Origin of the sequence: Alishewanella sp. d11 (assembly GCF_049390205.1) — a bacterium.
Taxonomy (GTDB): Bacteria; Pseudomonadota; Gammaproteobacteria; order Enterobacterales; family Alteromonadaceae; genus Alishewanella.
In genome coordinates this window covers 1,776,232-1,797,381 of sequence record NZ_CP186547.1, presented here as the reverse complement: position 1 = coordinate 1,797,381, position 21,150 = coordinate 1,776,232, and the positions used below count along the sequence as shown (strand labels likewise).

Here is a 21,150-nt window from a genome sequence, read left to right as displayed (position 1 = left end):
CCCCCCAACACAAGGTCGGTTTATTCCTCTTCCAATTCGATATTGATACCGAGCGAACGGATTTCTTTCATCAATACGTTGAAAGATTCTGGCATGCCAGGTTCCATTCTGTGGTCGCCGTCAACGATGTTTTTATACATCTTGGTACGACCGTTGACGTCATCAGACTTAACAGTAAGCATTTCCTGTAGGGTGTAAGCGGCACCATATGCCTCCAACGCCCACACTTCCATCTCACCGAAACGCTGACCACCGAACTGTGCTTTACCACCCAACGGTTGCTGTGTAACTAAGCTGTAAGAACCGGTAGAACGGGCATGCATTTTGTCGTCAACCAAGTGGTTCAGTTTCAGCATGTACATGTAGCCTACGGTGACCTTACGCTCGAAGGTGTTACCAGTCCGGCCATCGTACAATGTGATCTGACCGCTTGAGGGTAAATCACCCAGCTCAAGCAATTCCTTGATCTCAGATTCTTTAGCTCCATCGAATACCGGAGTCGCGACAGGTAAGCCTTTACGTAGGTTTTGTGCTAAACGACGAATTTCATCATCTGTAAAGCTCTCAATATCGACGTTTTGACGTGACTCGCCAAGCGCATACACTTTCTTCAAGAACTCACGAATTTCCGCGACTTCTTTTTGTTCTTTAATCATGCCATCAATCTTGTCACCGATACCACGAGCCGCTAAGCCTAAGTGTGTCTCGAGGATCTGACCAATGTTCATCCGTGATGGAACACCCAGTGGGTTCAACACGATATCAACTGGCTGACCTTTTTCATCGTATGGCATATCTTCTACTGGAACTATAGTAGAGATAACACCCTTGTTACCGTGACGACCAGCCATCTTGTCACCAGGCTGAATACGACGCTTCACCGCCAGATAGACTTTAACAATCTTCAGCACGCCAGGTGCTAAATCATCACCTTGTACAATCTTACGACGTTTCGCTTCGAACTTTTTATCATACTCAACACGAATTTCTTCATATTGGGTTGCTAATTGCTCTAAGTCATTTTGCTTGTCTTCATCGCTTAAGCTTTGATTAAACAGTGCATCACCTTTTAAGGTATCTAATTTCACGCGATCCAAACCGCTTTGCTCAAGCAAGTTACGAGCACGATCAAAAATACCAGCTTCGAGGATACGGAATTCTTCATTCAGGTCTTTTTTAGCCTGTTTCACTTCCATTTCTTCGATTTCACGGGCACGCTTGTCTTTTTCTACGCCATCACGAGTAAACACCTGCACGTCAATAACAGTACCCGTTACAGAGTTCGGTACGCGTAGTGACGTATCTTTTACATCAGAGGCTTTTTCACCGAAAATAGCACGAAGTAACTTTTCTTCCGGCGTTAATTGGCTTTCGCCTTTTGGCGTTACCTTACCAACCAGAATATCGCCACCTTTGACTTCCGCACCAATATACACAATACCGGCTTCGTCAAGCTTGCTTAAAGCTGACTCACCAACGTTTGGAATATCTGCAGTAATTTCTTCAGGCCCAAGCTTAGTATCACGTGCAATACAGCTTAATTCCTGAATATGAATAGTGGTTAAACGGTCTTCTTGTACTAAACGCTCTGATAACAAAATCGAGTCTTCGAAGTTGTAACCATTCCAAGGCATGAACGCCACGCGTAAGTTTTGACCTAAGGCCAATTCACCTAAATCGGTAGAAGGACCATCAGCCAAAACATCACCACGTTCAATTGGCTCACCATGGTTAACGCAAGGACGTTGGTTAATACAGGTGTTCTGGTTAGAACGGGTATATTTCGTCAGGTTGTAGATATCGATACCGGCTTCACCAGCAACCATTTCTTCTTCGTGAACTTTGATTACAATACGGCTGGCGTCAACATAGTCAACAGTACCACCACGTTTTGCAACAACAGTTACGCCCGAATCTTTGGCTACCACGCGCTCAATACCAGTACCTACTAACGGCTTATCTGCACGCAGTGTAGGTACCGCTTGACGTTGCATGTTCGAACCCATCAAGGCACGGTTAGCATCATCGTGTTCAAGGAACGGGATAAGTGCAGCAGCAACAGATACGATCTGCTGTGGTGCAACGTCCATGTACTGAACGTCAGAAGACGGCATTAAACTGAATTCGTTTTTAAAACGACAAGGCACTAAACCTTCAACGATACGGTTGTTCTCGTCTAATTCAGCGTTGGCCTGAGCGATTACAAAATTACCTTCTTCAATCGCAGACAGGAAATCGACTTCATCAGTTACAATACCATTTTCAATACGACGGTAAGGTGTTTCTAAGAAACCGTATTCATTGGTTTGGGCAAAGATCGATAAAGAGTTAATCAAACCGATGTTTGGACCTTCTGGCGTTTCGATTGGACATACCCGACCATAGTGTGTTGGGTGTACGTCACGTACTTCGAAACCAGCACGCTCACGCGTTAAACCGCCTGGGCCTAGCGCAGAAATACGACGCTTGTGCGTTACTTCTGACAACGGGTTGTTTTGGTCCATAAACTGTGACAGTTGGCTAGAACCAAAGAACTCTTTAACAGCTGCTGAAATTGGCTTAGCGTTAATTAGATCCTGTGGCATTACAGCGTCCAGATCACCTAATGATAGACGCTCTTTAACCGCACGCTCAACACGCACTAAACCAACACGGAATTGGTTCTCCGCCATTTCACCTACTGAACGAATACGACGGTTACCTAAGTGGTCGATATCATCGACTTCACCTTTACCGTTACGAATATCGATCAGCACCTTCATAACCGCAAGAATATCGTCTTTACTCAGTACCCCAGTACCTTTGCCTTCTTCAAAGTCAACCCTACGGTTAAACTTCATACGGCCTACTGTTGATAGATCGTAACGATCTTCAGAGAAAAATAAATTTTCAAATAAGGTTTCAGCAGCTTCACGCGTTGGTGGTTCGCCCGGGCGCATCATGCGGTAAATTTCTACCAGTGCTTCCATCCGGTTGCTGCTTGGATCAATACGAATGGTCTCAGAGACATAAGAGCCCTGGTCCAAATCGTTGATATAGAGTGTTTCGAAACTGTCATAACCGGCTTTTGCTAGTTTTGCTAACAGCTCTAATGTGAGCTCTGCGTTCGCCTCGGCAATAATCTCTCCGGTTGAACGGTCAGCGTAATTTTTAGCCAGTACACGACCTACCACATATTCATGCGGTACTTCCATCATGGTCATACCGGTCTTTTCCAGTTGACGCACATGACGGGCAGTAATACGACGGCCTTGCTCTACGATCACTTCGCCATCGTTATCTTTAATATCAAAAGCAGCTGTTTCACCGCGCAGGCGGCTTGGTACCACTTCCATCAAAATTTTGCCGTCTTTGATATCAAAACGGGTATTTTCGAAGAAGATAGATAAAATTTGTTCAGTACTGAACTCTAACGCACGTAGCAGGATAGTCGCAGGTAATTTACGGCGACGATCGATACGAACAAATAGGTTATCCTTAGCATCGAACTCAAAGTCTAACCATGAGCCACGGTATGGAATAACACGAGCATTATAAAGTACTTTACCAGATGAGTGCGTTTTACCACGGTCGTGATCAAAAAACACACCTGGACTACGGTGTAGCTGAGAAACGATAACACGCTCAGTACCGTTAATTACAAAAGTACCGTTCTCTGTCATCAAGGGAATTTCACCCATGTAGACTTCTTGTTCGCGGATATCTTTGATAGTGCCTGGTGCTTCTTTGTCAAACAACACCATACGTAACTTAACACGCAAAGGAGCTGAATACGTTACACCACGGATCTGACATTCCTTAACATCAAAAACAGGTTCCCCAATGCGGTAGCTGACGTACTGCAATTCCGCGCTGCCTGAATAGCTTTTGATTGGAAATACAGAGCGGAACGCGGCTTCTAGGCCGTATTCACCTTCCGGATCTGGCTCGATAAATTTACTGAAAGACTCAATTTGAATCGACAGTAGGTATGGCACATCCAATACTTCCGGACGTTTGCCGAAGTCCTTACGGATACGTTTCTTCTCAGAATAAGAGTAAGTCATGGGGTTCCTCAGCTTGCTGATTTTTTTCCCAACCACTTTTCGGTGGTTTTGTTACCAGGACTGGTAACAGCAGGGGTGGGGAAATCATTGTCCCACAGCGCAAAAAGGCCGGTGATTAATTCATCACCAGCCCGGCCTGAAACTCAGGCAGCTAATCTGGTTTGCACCAGATTATTTAACTTCAACAGTGGCACCAGCTTCTTCAAGTTCTTTCTTGAGAGCTTCTGCTTCTGCTTTAGAAACGGCTTCTTTGATTGCAGCTGGAGCTGATTCAACCAAATCTTTCGCTTCTTTCAGACCTAAACCGGTCGCGCCACGTACTGCTTTGATAACAGCAACTTTGTTAGCACCAACACCAGCTAAGATTACGTTGAATTCAGTTTGCTCTTCAACAGCAGCAGCTGGACCAGCAGCAACAGCTACAGCAGCAGCGGCTGAAACACCGAATTTCTCTTCCATTGCAGATACTAACTCAACAACTTCCATTACAGACATTGCTGCGATAGCGTCTAAGATTTGCTCTTTAGTCACTGACATTGCTCAGATTCCTAAATTGTGGGCCTTGGCCCGAATTAAACTCTACTCAAACCAAACGTAAAATTACGCGGCTTGCTCTTGTTTTTGGTCGCGAACCGCGGCAATTGTACGTACAAGTTTGCCGGCTGCTGCCTCTTTCATGGTGCTCATCAGGCGAGCGATAGCTTCGTCGTAAGTTGGTAACGATGCTAACACGTCGATGTTCACTGTGGTACCGTTAAAAGCCGCACCTTTCAGCTCGAAGTTTTTGTTTTCTTTGGCGAAATCTTTGAAGATCCGCGCTGCAGCACCTGGGTGCTCTTTAGAAAACGCAACTAATGTCGGGCCTACGAATACGTCTTTCAGACACTCAAACTCGGTGCCTTCAACTGCGCGGCGAACTAATGTATTACGGACAACTTTAACCCATACACCAGCTTCACGAGCCTGCTTACGCAGAGCAGTGATTTTGCCTACAGTGACACCACGAGCGTCTGCGACTACCGCAGATAAAGCACCTTTGGCAGCTTCCTGGACTTCAGCAACAATTGCTTTTTTGTCTTCAAGCTTAATAGCCATTGGCTCTTAACTCCTGGTTCATCCGAACAGTTTTGTTCGGTTGCCTACACATCGCCGGCGGATGCCGGCGCGCGATTTACGGTGAGACCAGAAGGAATTTAATTCTTTCTGGGGCCTACACCGTCTGCGTAGGTTGGTTATTTTAAGTCACAGATATCAGTAGATATTGCGACACCTACGGTCTTGGACGGAAGTCAGGACTATTTACAAGCCTGACTTCTACCCTAAAAACGAGGGCGAGATTATAAATTAACCTACCCTTGCTGTAAAGCGCTTAAACAGTAGCGCTTAAAGAAGCTTGGTTCAGAGTTAAACCTGCACCGTGTGTAGAAGAAATAGTTACTTTCTTAATGTACACACCTTTTGCTACAGAAGGCTTAGCACGCTTCAGAGCAACTAAAAGAGACTCTAAGTTCTCTTTTAACTTATCAGTGTCGAAATCGATCTTACCGATAGTAGAATGGATGATACCATTCTTATCGTTACGGTAACGAACCTGACCGGCTTTAGCGTTTTTAACCGCTTCAGCTACGTTAGGCGTAACAGTACCAGTCTTCGGGTTTGGCATCAAACCACGTGGACCTAAGATCTGACCTAACATACCTACAACGCGCATTGCATCTGGAGAAGCAATAACCACGTCAAAGTCCATTACGCCTTTCTTAACTTGTTCAGCTAAGTCTTCCATACCAACGATGTCTGCACCGGCAGCTTTAGCTGCTTCAGCGTTAGCACCCTGGGTGAAAACGGCAACACGAACAGTACGGCCAGTACCGTGTGGTAGTACAGTTGCACCACGTACGTTTTGGTCAGATTTACGGGCATCAATACCCAGATTTACTGCAACGTCAACGCTTTCTAAAAACTTGCCAGCAGTTAATTCTTTTAACAGCGCAACAGCGTCGTTGATGTCGTATTCGCGTGTTGAATCTACTTTAGAGCGGATTAACTTAGCGCGTTTTGTTAATTTAGCCATCGATTAGCCCTCCACCACTAAGCCCATTGAACGAGCAGTACCTTCGATGGTACGCACCGCAGCAGCATGATCTGCAGCTGTTAAATCAGGTTGTTTGACCTTAACGATCTCTTCAATCTGTGCAGCCGAAATTTTGCCAACTTTCTGGGTATTAGGACGACCCGAGCCGCTCTTCAGACCTGCAGCTTTCAATAATAAGAAAGAAGCTGGTGGAGTGCGAGTCTCGAACGTGAAAGAACGATCGCTATATACTGTAATAACAACTGGAATTGGCATGCCTTTTTCAAGACTTTCAGTACGGGCATTGAAGCCTTTACAGAATTCCATGATGTTTACACCGTGTTGACCTAACGCCGGACCAACTGGTGGCGACGGGTTTGCCATACCGGCTTTTACCTGCAGTTTAATAAGTGCAGTGACTTTCTTTGCCATGTTTCACCTCTGTTAGTGGGTCTTAGCCTCGTAAGTGCGAGGACACTTACTCAAACGGCTTCCCAAACGATAAAAAGGGCGCAGATTATATTTTAATCAGCGCCCCGTTACAAGTTATATATTAAGCTTTTTCTACTTGGCCAAACTCCAGCTCAACTGGCGTTGCCCGACCAAAAATAAGCACAGAAACCTTGACGCGACTCTTTTCGTAATCAACTTCTTCGACTACGCCGTTAAAGTCAGCGAATGGGCCTTCAGTAACACGCACAACTTCTCCTGCTTCGAATAACGTCTTCGGTTTCGGCTTGTCAGCATTATCTTGTAGGCGATTAAGAATCGTCATGGCTTCTTTTTCAGAAATCGGTGCTGGACGATCTGAAGTGCCACCGATAAAGCCAAGTACACGAGGGACACTTTTCACTAAATGCCATGCCTCTTCGCACATTTCCATTTGTACCAAAACATAGCCAGGGAAAAATTTACGTTCAGATTTACGCTTTTGGCCTGCGCGCATTTCAACAACTTCTTCAGTTGGAACTAGAACTTCGCCGAACTTCTCTTCCATACTATGGATTTTGATATGCTCACGTAATGAGGTAGCAACTCGCTGCTCAAAGCCAGAAAAAGCTTGCACCACATACCAACGCATTTTATTCGCCATAATTTAAAACCCCAGTCCGGTAAAGAATGACACTACCCGCAGAAGGATAGCATCCAGTCCCCACAAAATTAGCCCCATGATAATAGTGGCAATAATCACAATAATTGTTGTTTGCATGGTTTCTTGGCGTGTTGGCCATACAACTTTACGCACTTCGGTGCGTGATTCTTTTGCAAAATTAAGAAAAACTTTACCTTTGCTGGTTTGAGCAGCAACAAAGCCTGCAGCAGCAACTAAAACTACTATGGCAACTGCTTTCTCCAGACTAGATAATTCATAAATGTAATTACCGACCACGACTAGTGATAACATCACTAACACTAACAACCACTTAACTATATCTAATCCGTTTTTTGGGGCTTCGCTCGTTGCACTCATGTTTCCACTCACTTAATTTGGCTTACTTATGTTGTGATTTCAAAACACACATAATGGCGCGGTAAACAATACCACGCTTAGAAATAGTGGCAGGGGCAGAGGGATTCGAACCCCCAACCATCGGTTTTGGAGACCGCTGTTCTACCAATTGGAACTATGCCCCTACAAAAATAACGAGCTATTAGTTAACAGCATCGCTAAACAGCCGCTCATTATACTGCCTCAGCAGACTAAAACAAGCTTGGGTTAACTTATTAGAACATTTTAAGTTAACCATTTAGAGTTCAAGTAGCAAAAAAGGCCCCTTGCGGAGCCTTCTTTTTACATCACTTCTTAATCAATGATTAAGCAATGATTTTTGATACTACACCAGCACCAACTGTACGACCACCTTCACGGATTGCGAAGCGTAAACCTTCGTCCATCGCGATTGGGCAAATCAGTTCAACAACAAACTTCAAGTTGTCGCCTGGCATTACCATCTCTACGCCTTCTGGCAGCTCAACTGCGCCAGTTACGTCTGTAGTACGGAAGTAGAACTGTGGACGGTAGCCTTTGAAGAATGGCGTGTGACGACCACCTTCTTCTTTTGACAATACGTACACTTCGCCTTCGAACTTAGTGTGTGGCTTGATAGAACCTGGCTTAGCAAGTACTTGACCACGTTCTACGTCTTCACGCTTAGTACCACGTAATAACGCACCAATGTTCTCACCTGCACGACCTTCGTCTAACAGCTTACGGAACATTTCTACACCAGTACAGGTAGTAGCAACAGTGTCTTTGATACCAACGATTTCTACTGTCTCACCTACTTTAACGATACCCTGCTCTACACGGCCTGTTACTACAGTACCACGACCAGCAATTGAGAATACGTCTTCGATTGGCATGATGAATGGCTTATCAATCGCACGTACTGGCTCTGGGATATACGTATCTAACGCTTCGCCTAATTCCAGGATTTTCTTTTCCCAGTCAGCATCGCCTTCCAGACCTTTTAAGGCTGAACCACGGATTACTGGCAGGTCATCACCTGGGAAGTCGTAGTCTGAAAGAAGCTCACGCACTTCCATTTCTACTAATTCTAATAACTCTTCGTCATCTACCATGTCACACTTGTTCATGAACACGATGATGTACGGTACGCCTACTTGACGTGATAACAGAATGTGCTCACGTGTTTGTGGCATTGGGCCGTCTGTCGCCGCAACTACCAGAATCGCGCCGTCCATTTGAGCAGCGCCGGTGATCATGTTCTTAACGTAGTCAGCGTGACCTGGACAGTCAACGTGCGCATAGTGGCGTGTTGGTGTGTCATATTCTACGTGTGACGTGTTGATCGTGATACCACGTGCTTTTTCTTCTGGTGCTTTGTCGATTTGATCGAAAGCAAATGCCTGACCGCCGTAATGCTTAGCTAATACGTTAGTGATAGCAGCTGTCAGTGTAGTTTTACCGTGGTCAACGTGGCCGATTGTACCTACGTTTACGTGCGGTTTTACGCGTTCAAATTTAGCCTTAGCCATAAGTAACCCTTTATTAAACAAAACGGCGAATATAAGAATGTGTATTGTAAAGCGAACGAGGAAGTCATGCAAGATGGTGCTGATACCCAGAATCGAACTGGGGACCTCATCCTTACCAAGGATGCGCTCTACCGCCTGAGCTATATCAGCAACTTGAATGTGGAGCGGGCAGCGGGAATCGAACCCGCATCTTCAGCTTGGAAGGCTGAGGTAATAGCCATTATACGATGCCCGCGGCCTACTCGTAGCTATTCTCCTGACGAGAATGGTGGAGGGGGAAGGATTCGAACCTTCGAAGGCAGTGCCGGCAGATTTACAGTCTGATCCCTTTGGCCACTCGGGAACCCCTCCACTAATGGTGCCGCTTATCCGAGTCGAACGGATGACCTACTGATTACAAGTCAGTTGCTCTACCAACTGAGCTAAAGCGGCACTACGTCAGTGGGTGCGAATTCTAGTAGAATGCAGGATAGTGCGCAACTAGAAAAACCGAAAAAAGCATAATTTGTTTACTGAACGCCTATTTGTTGTTCAATATAGCGACTATCTATCGATATAACGAGCCACTCCTCGAAATATCAACAAAGGATCGTGATAAACAGGAAGATCTGTCAAGTATGTTGCAATCTTATCGGCATCACCACCAGTTAATACTAAGTGCTTAGCCGGTTTGAGTTGCCAGCCAAGCCGAATAGCACCTGAAACAGCCGCTAGAGCACCATTTTCCACGCAACTGTGTGTATCAGTACCAAGGCTTAGTGCATTAGCCACACCCGGCCGACTAAGTACTTTAGCTGTATTACTGATTACTGCTTCTTGTTGTAATTTCACACCAGGAATAATCCATCCCCCTAAGTGTTGTTGTGTCTGGCTTACCCAGTCCAACGTAAGAGCAGTCCCAGCATCGACAATCAATAGATCCGTATTAGCAAACAAGCTGGTCGCACCTAGCATAGCGAGCCAACGATCCACGCCAAGTCTCTCAGGATTTTGGTAACAATTTATCAATGAAAAAGCACTTGCTTCACTATGTAGTAGATGCCATGGAACCTTTGTTAATTCTAAATGCTGCTGTAAAAGGCTAATTTTTTCTTCAGCTGCTACGCTAGCAACGTATACTGCTTGCCATGGTTGGTTTTTAAAGGCCTCAGCGCTAACTTCAGTCAATGTTGTAAATAGACCATTGCTATAACACACAGCTTTAATTCGGGAATTACCTATATCTAATAACAGATACATTATTCACTCGCTCTTAATGTTAATTCACCACCAAAAAAAGCCTGCACCCTTCCGTCTTTTTCTAATAAAATGGCACCACTTTCATCGACACCTAAACAGATGCCACCGGCGGCAGTCGTGCCACTAATCTCTACCATACGTCCTGAAAAAACGTCATGCTGATTAAATACCTCCTGAAACGGTTTAAAGCCTTGCAACTCAAATTTACTAAGAGCCATCGTTAATTCGTTTTGCAATTGCACAATTAATCTATTGCGATCAATCGACATTTCAGAGGACTGCTTAAGATCAGCATAAGGCTGATCGATATGTTGCGTGGCTGATTCTGGTAAAGCAATATTTAAGCCAATACCAATAATCACACTACATGCAGCATCGGCTTGTCCCACCAATTCAACCAACACGCCTGCAATCTTGCGATTATCGACATAAATATCGTTTGGCCATTTAATCTTCGCATCCACCTGATACTCACGTCTAAGTAAACTACAAAGCGCACAACCTGCAACTAAGCTTAATCCCATCGCGGCTTGTACTCCTTGTTCTAATCGCCAATAGTAACTGAAATATAAATTACTACCGTAAGGAGAATACCAAGTTCGACCGCGTCGGCCGCGACCTGCGGTTTGTGCTTCTGCTACAATAACAGTTGCTTTTACCAGAGAACTGGTCGTATTGAGCTTTTGCATTAGTTGCAAATTTGTCGAATCAGTAATGTGCTGTACTAAAACTGGCGCTGCCGTTGTAGACTGCAATTGTTTTATCTGCAGTGCATCTAATAAAAGTAGCGGTGCTACTAAACCATAGCCTTTGCCTTTTACCTTGTATATATCCAAACCTAGTTGAGCAAGTTCGTGCATATAATTAGCTATTGCAGTTCGACTGACGCCAAATTGATCAGCTAATTTTTGCCCTGAGTGAAAACGACCATCAGCCAGTTCCGAAAGTATTTGACGTTGTATTTGCAAACTAGCTTTCGACATAGTGCTGTCCATTACTGTCCAACAAACGTACTTCGGGTTCTAATAAAATACCAAATTGTGTCTCTATGGTTTTTCGGATTAAATTAATTAAGACTAAAAGAGCAGGACCTTCTGCACCACCGTAATTAACAAGTACTAAAGGCTGCCGCTCATAGCAGCCTAAGTTTTGGTACTTATAACCTTTAAAACCAGCCTGATCGATTAGCCAAGCGGCAGGTACTTTAATACCACTCTCTACACTAAAGCCTGGGATCTTTGCAAAAGAACTTTGCAATAGTTGATATTGAGATTCACTAATAACAGGATTTTTAAAAAAACTACCACAGTTGGCAATGACCTTATAGTCTGGTAATTTTGCTTGGCGTATAGCAATAACCTGCTGATAGATTTCTTCTAACGTAGTAAAAGGGGGTAAGGTATCTAATCCAGGGTAAGTTACAACAGGTTTTGGATCTTTAAATAGGACTAAACCAACAGCAACAATAATGCCTTTACCTTGTAGTTGCTGTTTGAAAACACTATCCCGATACGCAAACTGGCAGGCGTTATTGTCTAAACGAATAACTTTGCGTTCTTGCCAATCATAAAAATCAACATAGCGGCATACATCGGAAAACTCAACACCATAAGCACCTATGTTCTGAACAGGTGCAGCACCAACAGAACCTGGGATTAACGCAAGATTCTCAATTCCCCATAGTTGCTGCGTTACCGCCCAAGTCACTAATTCATGCCAGTTATGCCCTGCTTCAACATGTAATTCAAGATGCTGTGAATTATTAGCAGTAACTGTTCTTGATTTGGCCAGAAAGCGTAGTAGTGGGCGAACCTGAGATGCAAGGAAGATAGTATTACTACCTTCTCCTATAATTACAGGGGGCTGCTGTGCGTCTACTAGAGCAAGGTCAGATAGCTCGTCAATTAGGATAACTTCTGAGAGCGTATTATGCAGACGAAAAGTAGAGAATGCCTCAGCAGGCTGATTATATAAAATATGCATAGCAAGACCGATTATCTAAGTACGCGCAATTCTAAAGCTCACTGACAACAAGCGCAAATACAAATACTAGAAAACGAAGTAAGCTTTAGTTAATTCTCAAGCGACATACACATTAATAATAATACCATTCAACTTTGTTTTATGATCTGAGTAAGCAGCGATGCTCATAAACCAACTAATACTATTAAGCATATCTCTGAAGACTTACTCAAGCTCTCCCGAGCAGAAAAATGCCCGCAAGCATAGGCATTTGCTAGCACTATTACCGTTTCTTGACTGTAACAATCGTACACAGGTGGCTAATCAGCTCAATATCAGCCGCACCAGCGTCAATAAATGGCTGACTCAGTACCTTAAATTGAGCCTTGATTGATTAGAAGCTCGCAAAGCAAAGGGCAGGTTCCCTTTTTAGACCATTAAACAACAAAAGCAATCTTGCCACTTTATTGAGACTCAAAGCCAGAATGAACAAGGCGGCAGACTGACCGGTAAAAAATTCTTCACTACATCAAGACAGAATTTGGTGTGCACTATCACCACAATGCCATTTATAAACTGCTCTAACAATTAGGTTTTAGCTGGATCACCAGCCGCTCACGGCACCCTAAGCAAAAACAAGGCGTCCAGGACGCCTATATATATAACTTCCAACTGGAAACGATCCTAAACATTCCGGAGACGGTGCGTTTGGAAAACGTGGATGTCAGGTTTCAGGATGAAGCGAGAATTGGCCAACAAAATACCACGACCCGTTTATGGGCTAAAACCGGCTCGCGTCCTCGCGCGGTGTGGCAACAACAATTTGAGTATGCTCATCTGTTCGGTGCCGTTTGTCCTGCAACCAGCGCAACAGAAGCCTTGATAGTCCCCTTTCTGAGCAAAGACGTGATGAAAAAGCACTTAGCGCAAATTTCAGCGGCAACAGCCAAAGGCCGGTTTGCCGTTGTCGTGATGGATGGCGCAGGTTGGCATACCGATGATATCGATGATATTACCGATGACTTCGAAAATCTGGCGATTTTAAAACTGCCGCCGTATTCACCAGAGCTCAACCCGATAGAGCAAGTATGGAGTTGGCTGGGACAGCATCATTTAGCGAACCGTTGTTTTGAAAACTATGAAGTGATAGTGGAAGCGTGTAGCGAGGCTTGGAACAGTTTTATCAGCGATACTCGTCGGGTGATCAAAATGTGCTCTAGAGAGTGGGCCGTGCTGAACACACTTTAAGATCGAGCGGTATGAGCACAGCTCGAGCAGTATACCGCCGTTATAACCACAGCCAAGCAAAACTTTCGGCTTGTCGAATTCCCGGCTTCACTGTACTACTTCGCATGGGGTCGCCCTGCTCGAGCAATATACCACCAGAATCACAGCCAATAAAAAAGCCCCACTCTTTCGAGTAGGGCTTTTCTATTGAATGAGGTGCCTGGCGGTGTACTACTCTCGCATGGCGAATGCCACACTACCATCGTCGCAGCTGCGTTTCACTTCTGAGTTCGGAATGGGTTCAGGTGGTTCCACAGCGCTATTGCCACCAGGCAAAAACGTGTCAGGAACAACGTTTTAACGCACTTTAGTGCGGCCCGCTTGCGGGTCAAATGCATGGATGCATTTGATAAAAAATTGTCGTTCCATCTTTAATCTAGCAAGCTGATTAGGTTACTCACAACCTTCTTCTAAAACATCTTGGGCGTTGTATGGTTAAGCCTCTCGGGCAATTAGTATGAGTGCTTAACGTGTCACCACGCTTCCACACCTCACCTATCAACGTTGTGGTCTCCAACGACCCTTTAGTAGGCTTAAAGCCTAAGGGATGACTCATCTTGTGGCCGGCTTCCCGCTTAGATGCTTTCAGCGGTTATCCGTTCCGAACGTAGCTACCGGGCAGTGCCATTGGCATGACAACCCGAACACCAGCGGTTCGTTCACTCCGGTCCTCTCGTACTAGGAGCAACTCCACTCAATCATCCAACGCCCACGGCAGATAGGGACCGAACTGTCTCACGACGTTCTAAACCCAGCTCGCGTACCACTTTAAATGGCGAACAGCCATACCCTTGGGACCAACTTCAGCCCCAGGATGTGATGAGCCGACATCGAGGTGCCAAACACCGCCGTCGATATGAACTCTTGGGCGGTATCAGCCTGTTATCCCCGGAGTACCTTTTATCCGTTGAGCGATGGCCCTTCCATACAGAACCACCGGATCACTATGACCTACTTTCGTACCTGCTCGACGTGTCTGTCTCGCAGTTAAGCTGGCTTCTACCATTACACTAACCGTACGATGTCCGACCGTACTTAGCCAACCTTCGTGCTCCTCCGTTACTCTTTAGGAGGAGACCGCCCCAGTCAAACTACCCACCAGACACTGTCCGCAATCCCGATTCAGGTACATACGTTAGAACATCAAACATACAAGGGTGGTATTTCAAGGACGGCTCCACCAGGACTAGCGTCCCAGCTTCAAAGCCTCCCACCTATCCTACACATGTAGGGTCAATGTTCAGTGCCAAGCTATAGTAAAGGTTCACGGGGTCTTTCCGTCTAGCCGCGGGTATACGGCATCTTCACCGCAATTTCAATTTCACTGAGTCTCGGCTGGAGACAGCCTGGCCATCATTACACCATTCGTGCAGGTCGGAACTTACCCGACAAGGAATTTCGCTACCTTAGGACCGTTATAGTTACGGCCGCCGTTTACCGGGGCTTCGATCAAGAGCTTCGCTTGCGCTAACCCCATCAATTAACCTTCCGGCACCGGGCAGGTGTCACACCCTATACGTCCTCTTACGAGTTTGCAGAGTGCTGTGTTTTTAATAAACAGTTGCAGCCAGCTGGTCACTGCGACTCTCACGTGCTTACTGCGCAAGGCATTCACACACAAGAGCGTACCTTCTCCCGAAGTTACGGTACTATTTTGCCTAGTTCCTTCAGCCGAGTTCTCTCAAGCGCCTTGGTATGCTCTACCTGACCACCTGTGTCGGTTTAGGGTACGGTCACCAATACCTGAAGCTTAGAGGCTTTTCCTGGAAGCAGAGCGTCAGCAACTTCGTCACCGTAGTGACTCGTCTCGTGTCTCAGTCTTAGAGAAGCGGATTTTCCTACTCCTCCAACCTACGCACTTTCACGCGGACTACCAACGCCGCGCTTGCCTAGCTTTCTCCGTCCCCCCATCGCAGTATTGGCCGGTACAGGAATATTAACCTGTTTCCCATCGACTACGCCTTCAGCCTCGCCTTAGGAGCCGACTCACCCTACCCTGATTAGCATGGGATAGGAACCCTTGGTCTTTCGGCGGGGAAGTTTTTCACTCCCCTTATCGTTACTCATGTCAGCATTCGCACTTCTGATACCTCCAGCATCCTTCTCAAGACACCTTCGCAGGCTTACAGAACGCTCCTCTACCACTCACACTTAGTGTGAATCCGCAGCTTCGGTGGATGATTTTAGCCCCGTTACATCTTCCGCGCAGGCCGACTCGACTAGTGAGCTATTACGCTTTCTTTAAAGGGTGGCTGCTTCTAAGCCAACCTCCTAGCTGTCTATGCCTTCCCACATCGTTTTCCACTTAATCATCACTTTGGGACGTTAGCTGGCGGTCTGGGTTGTTTCCCTTTTCACGGCGGACGGTAGCACCCGCGGTGTGTCTCCCGAGTAGTACTCATTGGTATTCGGAGTTTGCAGGGGGTTGGTAAGTCGGGATGACCCCTAGCCCAAACAGTGCTCTACCCCCAATGGTATTCGCTCGAGGCGCTACCTAAATAGCTTTCGAGGAGAACCAGATATCTCCGAGCTTGATTAGCCTTTCACTCCGATCCACAAGTCATCCCCTACTTTTTCAACAGTAGTGGGTTCGGTCCTCCAGTTAGTGTTACCCAACCTTCAACCTGCTCATGGATAGATCGCCCGGTTTCGGGTCTACACCCTGCAACTATTCGCCCAGTTAAGACTCGGTTTCCCTACGGCTCCCCTATTCGGTTAACCTCGCTACAGAATGTAAGTCGCTGACCCATTATACAAAAGGTACGCAGTCACCCAACAACGTGGGCTCCCACTGCTTGTACGTACACGGTTTCAGGTTCTATTTCACTCCCCTTACAGGGTTCTTTTCGCCTTTCCCTCACGGTACTGGTTCACTATCGGTCAGTCAGGAGTATTTAGCCTTGGAGGATGAATTTTTATGTTCAAACAGGATACCACGTGTCCCGTCCTACTCGTTTTCACTATAAAGGTGTTGTCGTGTACGGGGCTATCACCCTGTATCGCTCAGCTTTCCAGATGATTCCACTAACACCAATCTAGCTTAAGGGCTAGTCCGCGTTCGCTCGCCGCTACTAACGGAATCTCGGTTGATTTCTTTTCCTCGGGGTACTTAGATGTTTCAGTTCTCCCGGTTTGCCTCGTTACACTATGTATTCATGTAACGATAGTGCATAAATGCACTGGGTTTCCCCATTCGGACATCTACGGATTAGCGCCTCTTACCGGCTCCCCGTAGCTTTTCGCAGGTTAGTACGTCCTTCATCGCCTCTGACTGCCAAGGCATCCACCGTGTACGCTTAGTCACTTAACCATACAACCCCAAAATGTCTTGAAGTGCAGGTGTGAGTAAGGTATACAATATATGTATCCTTGATTTGTTTCTTTTTACATCAGCTTGCCAAATTGTTAAAGAGCAGTTTGAGATAAACTCAAATCAAACCATTCCCGCTGGAACACTTTCATTTAAGCTCTCATTCTTTCGCTCATGCAATCAATCATCTGTGTGAACACTTATAACTCATTCTATATAGGTAAGGAGGTGATCCAACCGCAGGTTCCCCTACGGTTACCTTGTTACGACTTCACCCCAGTCATGAATCACAAAGTGGTAAGCGCCCTCCCGAAGGTTAAGCTACCTACTTCTTTTGCAACCCACTCCCATGGTGTGACGGGCGGTGTGTACAAGGCCCGGGAACGTATTCACCGCAACATTCTGATTTGCGATTACTAGCGATTCCGACTTCATGGAGTCGAGTTGCAGACTCCAATCCGGACTACGATACGCTTTAAGAGATCCGCTCACTGTCGCCAGCTTGCCTCCCTCTGTACGTACCATTGTAGCACGTGTGTAGCCCTACTCGTAAGGGCCATGATGACTTGACGTCGTCCCCACCTTCCTCCGGTTTATCACCGGCAGTCTCCCTAGAGTTCCCACCATTACGTGCTGGCAACTAAGGATAAGGGTTCGCTCGTTGCGGGACTTAACCCAACATTTCACAACACGAGCTGACGACAGCCATGCAGCACCTGTCTTACAGTTCCCGAAGGCACAAACACATCTCTGCGTTCTTCTGTAGATGTCAAGAGTAGGTAAGGTTCTTCGCGTTGCGTCGAATTAAACCACATGCTCCACCGCTTGTGCGGGCCCCCGTCAATTCATTTGAGTTTTAATCTTGCGACCGTACTCCCCAGGCGGTCTACTTAATGCGTTAGCTGCGATACTCAAAGTACAAGACCTCGAACATCTAGTAGACATCGTTTACGGCGTGGACTACCAGGGTATCTAATCCTGTTTGCTCCCCACGCTTTCGCACCTGAGCGTCAGTATCGTGCCAGGGGGCCGCCTTCGCCACTGGTATTCCTCCAAATCTCTACGCATTTCACCGCTACACTTGGAATTCTACCCCCCTCTCACGTACTCTAGCTTTTCAGTATCGGATGCAATTCCCAGGTTGAGCCCGGGGCTTTCACATCCGACTTAAAAAGCCGCCTGCGTGCGCTTTACGCCCAGTAATTCCGATTAACGCTTGCACCCTCCGTATTACCGCGGCTGCTGGCACGGAGTTAGCCGGTGCTTCTTCTGTGGGTAACGTCAAAGATTGTTACTATTAACAACAACCCCTTCCTCCCCACTGAAAGTGCTTTACAACCCGAAGGCCTTCTTCACACACGCGGCATGGCTGGATCAGGCTTGCGCCCATTGTCCAATATTCCCCACTGCTGCCTCCCGTAGGAGTCTGGGCCGTGTCTCAGTCCCAGTGTGGCTGATCATCCTCTCAAACCAGCTAGGGATCGTCGCCTTGGTGAGCCTTTACCCCACCAACTAGCTAATCCCACGTAGGCGCATCCGATAGCATATGGCCCGAAGGTCCCATACTTTGGTCCGTAGACATTATGCGGTATTAACAGTCGTTTCCAACTGGTATCCCCCTCTATCGGGCAGCTCCCTACGCATTACTCACCCGTCCGCCGCTAAATCAGGTAGCAAGCTACCCTCATCCGCTCGACTTGCATGTGTTAGGCCTGCCGCCAGCGTTCAATCTGAGCCATGATCAAACTCTTCAATTAAAGTTCTTTCTGTCACCGAAGTGACGCTCAGTATTACTGACTAAATTTCTTTGGTCACTACTGATTAATTTCATTTCGAAATCATCATAAGTGTCCACACAGATAATTGATTGCTAATTGTTAAAGAGCGTGCTTTGAACTTCAAAGCGGGAGGCGTATGTTACACTTCCCAGATTTTAAGTCAAGCGTAAGGAAGATTCTTTTTTAAAACTCTTCATTACGATTAACTCAACTTTACAACACTTCGCTTTTCGAGGCTTTCGTTAGCACCCTGAAGAGAGGCGGCCATTTTAGTGATTTTAAACTTACTGTCAAGCGTCTTTTTAAAAGATTTTTGCAACTCGCTTTATCACTCGGTTACTGCTATGTTTCTGGTGAAGCGCAGTGCCCCGTGGCATGGCGCGCATTATAGGGCGTTTTAGAAATGGTGCAATAGGTATTTTGTAAAAAATGTCAGTTTTGATGCCATTTGCCTATTAAAGCTCCATTTTGTACATAAACCTATCTTTTATTAGTGATCTGTGTTGATTTTAGTTGTTGGCTGTTCACAAAATAGTCGTTAAGATATAAAGGCTTTTATATAAGAAGAATCTCTTTTGGTTTAGCTGCAGGAATTTATCATGTCATCAACTTTACGTATGTCTATACCTTTTACCTTGGCATTGGCAGTTATTGCTTATGTTGCTTTCTCTTTTATTTTTACACTTCCTCTTTCGTCCGCTTGGGCTTTTACTGCTGGTGTTTTGGTCTGTGGTATTCTGGTACCTGTTTTGGTAGACCTTAACCTTACGACTAAATCTGCTAAGGCAGATGCGAGCGCTGAAACTAGCACAACCAACTTTCAAGGCGAGTCAGCCACTTTATATGTAGGCAACTTACCTTATCGTGCCAATGAAGATGCTGTTAAAGAACTGTTTTCCCGTTTTGGTACTGTTATTAATGTGCGTTTGATGAAAGATCGACAAACTGGACGACGTCGAGGCTTCGGTTTCGTAGAAGTGGCAGCATCCGATGCCAATAAAATGATTGGCAAGTTAAATGATTTCGAGTTTCAAGAGCGCACCTTAAAAGTTCGTGAAGCGCGTGATCGACAGGATGAAGAAAACCAATCTGTCGAGTAAATCCTCTTTGTTCGCTGTGGCTTTCACTATTGGCCCACTTTTCTTTATTTTAGTGGGTCAATAGTTGGAGGGAGGCTATACATTTATATGACACGGTAATTTTACCTTTTAGCTCGGGATTTTAAGGTGTATAGCATTTAAACCCTAACTCTCTTTTCACGCTCCCATATTCAATGTCATTGGCAAACAGATAACCCTTTAGCTATTTCAATTTGGTTATATCGTTAAAACCGCTTAAAATACCTATTTGTGTAAAATAGAGAAGTCTATGTCTATAGGTCAGGTTTTCCCCTTATTATACGAAGCGCAGTTAACAGAGAAAGCAAACCGCTTAGCGCAGTTGCTTTGCAATGTATCGACGATAACACCGCTGTTATATCGTTCAGCGCCAGAACATTTCCGGCAACGAGCAGAATTTCGTATTTGGCATAATGGGGATGATATTTATCATGCAATGTTTGACCCAGAATCTCGTCAGCCTGTACGTATCGATTACTTCCCTGTCGCCTGCACCTTAATCGCCGACTTTATGCCATTGTTATTAAAGCTTATTCAGTTTAACCATGAATTACGTTATAAGCTTTATCAAGTGGATTATCTAGCAACTACCTCTGGTGAGTTACTGGTAAGTATGATTTACAAACGAAAGCTTGATGAGCAGTGGATTGCTGAGGCAGAAAAGCTCACTCACGAGTTGGCAGCAAACTGTAATATTCGAATTATTGGTCGTTCGCGTAAGCAAAAAGTGGTACTTAGCCAAGATTTTGTCACTGAATCCTTTGTGGTTTCGAACAAAAGTTTGCAGTATCAGCAAGTTGAAAGCAGCTTTACCCAGCCAAATGCTGGAGTTAATCAACAAATGCTGCAATGGGCAGCCGATATTGCTGAACACTTAAAGGGGGATTTATTAGAGTTGTACTGTGGCAATGGTAACTTTTCACTGGCACTGGCTCCCTATTTTACTCAAGTCATCGCAACGGAATTGTCGCGTAGCTCAATAAAATCGGCAGAGTACAACATTAACTTAAATAACATTGAGAACGTACAAGTGTTACAAATGTCTGCTGAAGATGTAGCGGCAGCACTTGCAAGAGGATCTTCGTTAAAGCATCTTGAACTTGCAGAACTCACTCTGGATACAGTCCTAGTTGATCCACCGAGGGCTGGATTAGATCCCGCAACATTAGCATTAGTCAGTCGATTTACCGACATCCTTTATATTTCATGTAACCCAGAAACACTTGCTGATAATCTTGAGGAACTAGCCAAGACACATAAAGTCATGAAACTCGCTTTATTTGATCAATTTCCCTATACCCATCATATTGAAACAGGTGTTTGGCTGAGACGTTACTGA

13 protein-coding genes, 5 tRNA genes, 3 rRNA genes and 1 pseudogene are annotated in these 21,150 nt (G+C 45.5%); 3 read left to right on the top strand and 19 right to left on the bottom strand.

Going from position 1 to position 21,150, the window contains the following annotated elements:
• Positions 1 to 20: 20 nt before the first annotated feature.
• From rpoB to murB, 16 genes are all read right to left on the bottom strand, one after another.
• Positions 21 to 4,046 carry a DNA-directed RNA polymerase subunit beta gene (rpoB, locus tag ACO1PK_RS08070; RefSeq protein ID WP_423188141.1) on the bottom strand — a complete coding sequence of 1,342 codons (4,026 nt, stop codon included), beginning with the start codon at positions 4,044 to 4,046 and terminating at the stop codon, positions 21 to 23.
• Positions 4,047 to 4,217: 171 nt separating this feature from the next.
• Positions 4,218 to 4,583 (bottom strand): 50S ribosomal protein L7/L12, encoded by a 366-nt coding sequence (rplL, locus tag ACO1PK_RS08065; RefSeq protein WP_189434429.1) that lies wholly within the window; start codon positions 4,581 to 4,583, stop codon positions 4,218 to 4,220.
• 63 nt (positions 4,584 to 4,646) lie between these two features.
• Positions 4,647 to 5,141 carry a 50S ribosomal protein L10 gene (rplJ, locus tag ACO1PK_RS08060; protein ID WP_189434426.1) on the bottom strand — a complete coding sequence of 165 codons (495 nt, stop codon included), beginning with the start codon at positions 5,139 to 5,141 and terminating at the stop codon, positions 4,647 to 4,649.
• Between the two features lie 274 nt (positions 5,142 to 5,415).
• Positions 5,416 to 6,117 (bottom strand): 50S ribosomal protein L1, encoded by a 702-nt coding sequence (rplA, locus tag ACO1PK_RS08055; RefSeq protein ID WP_189434423.1) that lies wholly within the window; start codon positions 6,115 to 6,117, stop codon positions 5,416 to 5,418.
• Between the two features lie 3 nt (positions 6,118 to 6,120).
• On the bottom strand, positions 6,121 to 6,549 hold the full coding sequence (gene rplK / locus ACO1PK_RS08050) for a 50S ribosomal protein L11 (protein WP_189484133.1): 429 nt from the start codon (positions 6,547 to 6,549) through the stop codon (positions 6,121 to 6,123).
• Between the two features lie 121 nt (positions 6,550 to 6,670).
• On the bottom strand, positions 6,671 to 7,210 hold the full coding sequence (nusG, locus tag ACO1PK_RS08045; RefSeq protein ID WP_423188140.1) for a transcription termination/antitermination protein NusG: 540 nt from the start codon (positions 7,208 to 7,210) through the stop codon (positions 6,671 to 6,673).
• Between the two features lie 3 nt (positions 7,211 to 7,213).
• Positions 7,214 to 7,588: a preprotein translocase subunit SecE gene (secE, locus tag ACO1PK_RS08040; RefSeq protein WP_423188183.1), complete on the bottom strand. Its 375-nt coding sequence runs from the start codon at positions 7,586 to 7,588 to the stop codon at positions 7,214 to 7,216.
• 87 nt (positions 7,589 to 7,675) lie between these two features.
• Positions 7,676 to 7,752 (bottom strand) — tRNA-Trp (locus tag ACO1PK_RS08035).
• Positions 7,753 to 7,932: 180 nt separating this feature from the next.
• Positions 7,933 to 9,117 carry an elongation factor Tu gene (gene tuf / locus ACO1PK_RS08030; protein WP_189434471.1) on the bottom strand — a complete coding sequence of 395 codons (1,185 nt, stop codon included), beginning with the start codon at positions 9,115 to 9,117 and terminating at the stop codon, positions 7,933 to 7,935.
• Between the two features lie 74 nt (positions 9,118 to 9,191).
• Positions 9,192 to 9,267, bottom strand: a tRNA-Thr gene (locus tag ACO1PK_RS08025).
• 10 nt (positions 9,268 to 9,277) lie between these two features.
• Positions 9,278 to 9,352 (bottom strand) — tRNA-Gly (locus ACO1PK_RS08020).
• A 31-nt stretch (positions 9,353 to 9,383) separates the two neighbouring features.
• A tRNA-Tyr gene (locus tag ACO1PK_RS08015) sits at positions 9,384 to 9,468 on the bottom strand.
• Positions 9,469 to 9,473: 5 nt separating this feature from the next.
• A tRNA-Thr gene (locus ACO1PK_RS08010) sits at positions 9,474 to 9,549 on the bottom strand.
• A 111-nt stretch (positions 9,550 to 9,660) separates the two neighbouring features.
• On the bottom strand, positions 9,661 to 10,356 hold the full coding sequence (locus tag ACO1PK_RS08005) for a type III pantothenate kinase (RefSeq protein ID WP_423188139.1): 696 nt from the start codon (positions 10,354 to 10,356) through the stop codon (positions 9,661 to 9,663).
• Entirely contained in the window at positions 10,356 to 11,339 is a 984-nt protein-coding gene (gene birA / locus ACO1PK_RS08000; RefSeq protein ID WP_423188138.1) for a bifunctional biotin--[acetyl-CoA-carboxylase] ligase/biotin operon repressor BirA, read from the bottom strand. Before birA ends, ACO1PK_RS08005 begins: the two co-directional genes overlap by 1 nt.
• On the bottom strand, positions 11,326 to 12,339 hold the full coding sequence (gene murB, locus ACO1PK_RS07995; protein WP_423188137.1) for a UDP-N-acetylmuramate dehydrogenase: 1,014 nt from the start codon (positions 12,337 to 12,339) through the stop codon (positions 11,326 to 11,328). The genes birA and murB overlap by 14 nt, the downstream gene beginning before the upstream one ends.
• A gap of 190 nt (positions 12,340 to 12,529) precedes the next feature.
• Between murB and ACO1PK_RS07990 the strand changes: the two are divergent.
• Positions 12,530 to 13,566 (top strand): annotated as a pseudogene (locus tag ACO1PK_RS07990) (IS630 family transposase).
• Between the two features lie 197 nt (positions 13,567 to 13,763).
• Here the strand turns inward: ACO1PK_RS07990 and rrf are convergent.
• The 3 genes from rrf to ACO1PK_RS07975 all read right to left on the bottom strand — a co-directional run bounded on the left by rrf (position 13,764) and on the right by ACO1PK_RS07975 (position 18,672).
• Positions 13,764 to 13,878, bottom strand: a 5S ribosomal RNA gene (gene rrf / locus ACO1PK_RS07985).
• 158 nt (positions 13,879 to 14,036) lie between these two features.
• Positions 14,037 to 16,915 (bottom strand): 23S ribosomal RNA (locus tag ACO1PK_RS07980).
• Positions 16,916 to 17,136: 221 nt separating this feature from the next.
• Positions 17,137 to 18,672 (bottom strand): 16S ribosomal RNA (locus ACO1PK_RS07975).
• Together the 16S, 23S and 5S rRNA genes form the textbook arrangement of a ribosomal RNA operon.
• Before the next feature lie 620 nt (positions 18,673 to 19,292).
• On the opposite strand from ACO1PK_RS07975, the gene ACO1PK_RS07970 reads away from it, so the two are divergent.
• Positions 19,293 to 19,793 (top strand): RNA recognition motif domain-containing protein, encoded by a 501-nt coding sequence (locus ACO1PK_RS07970; protein WP_423188136.1) that lies wholly within the window; start codon positions 19,293 to 19,295, stop codon positions 19,791 to 19,793.
• A gap of 268 nt (positions 19,794 to 20,061) precedes the next feature.
• Positions 20,062 to 21,150: a tRNA (uridine(54)-C5)-methyltransferase TrmA gene (gene trmA / locus ACO1PK_RS07965; protein ID WP_423188135.1), complete on the top strand. Its 1,089-nt coding sequence runs from the start codon at positions 20,062 to 20,064 to the stop codon at positions 21,148 to 21,150.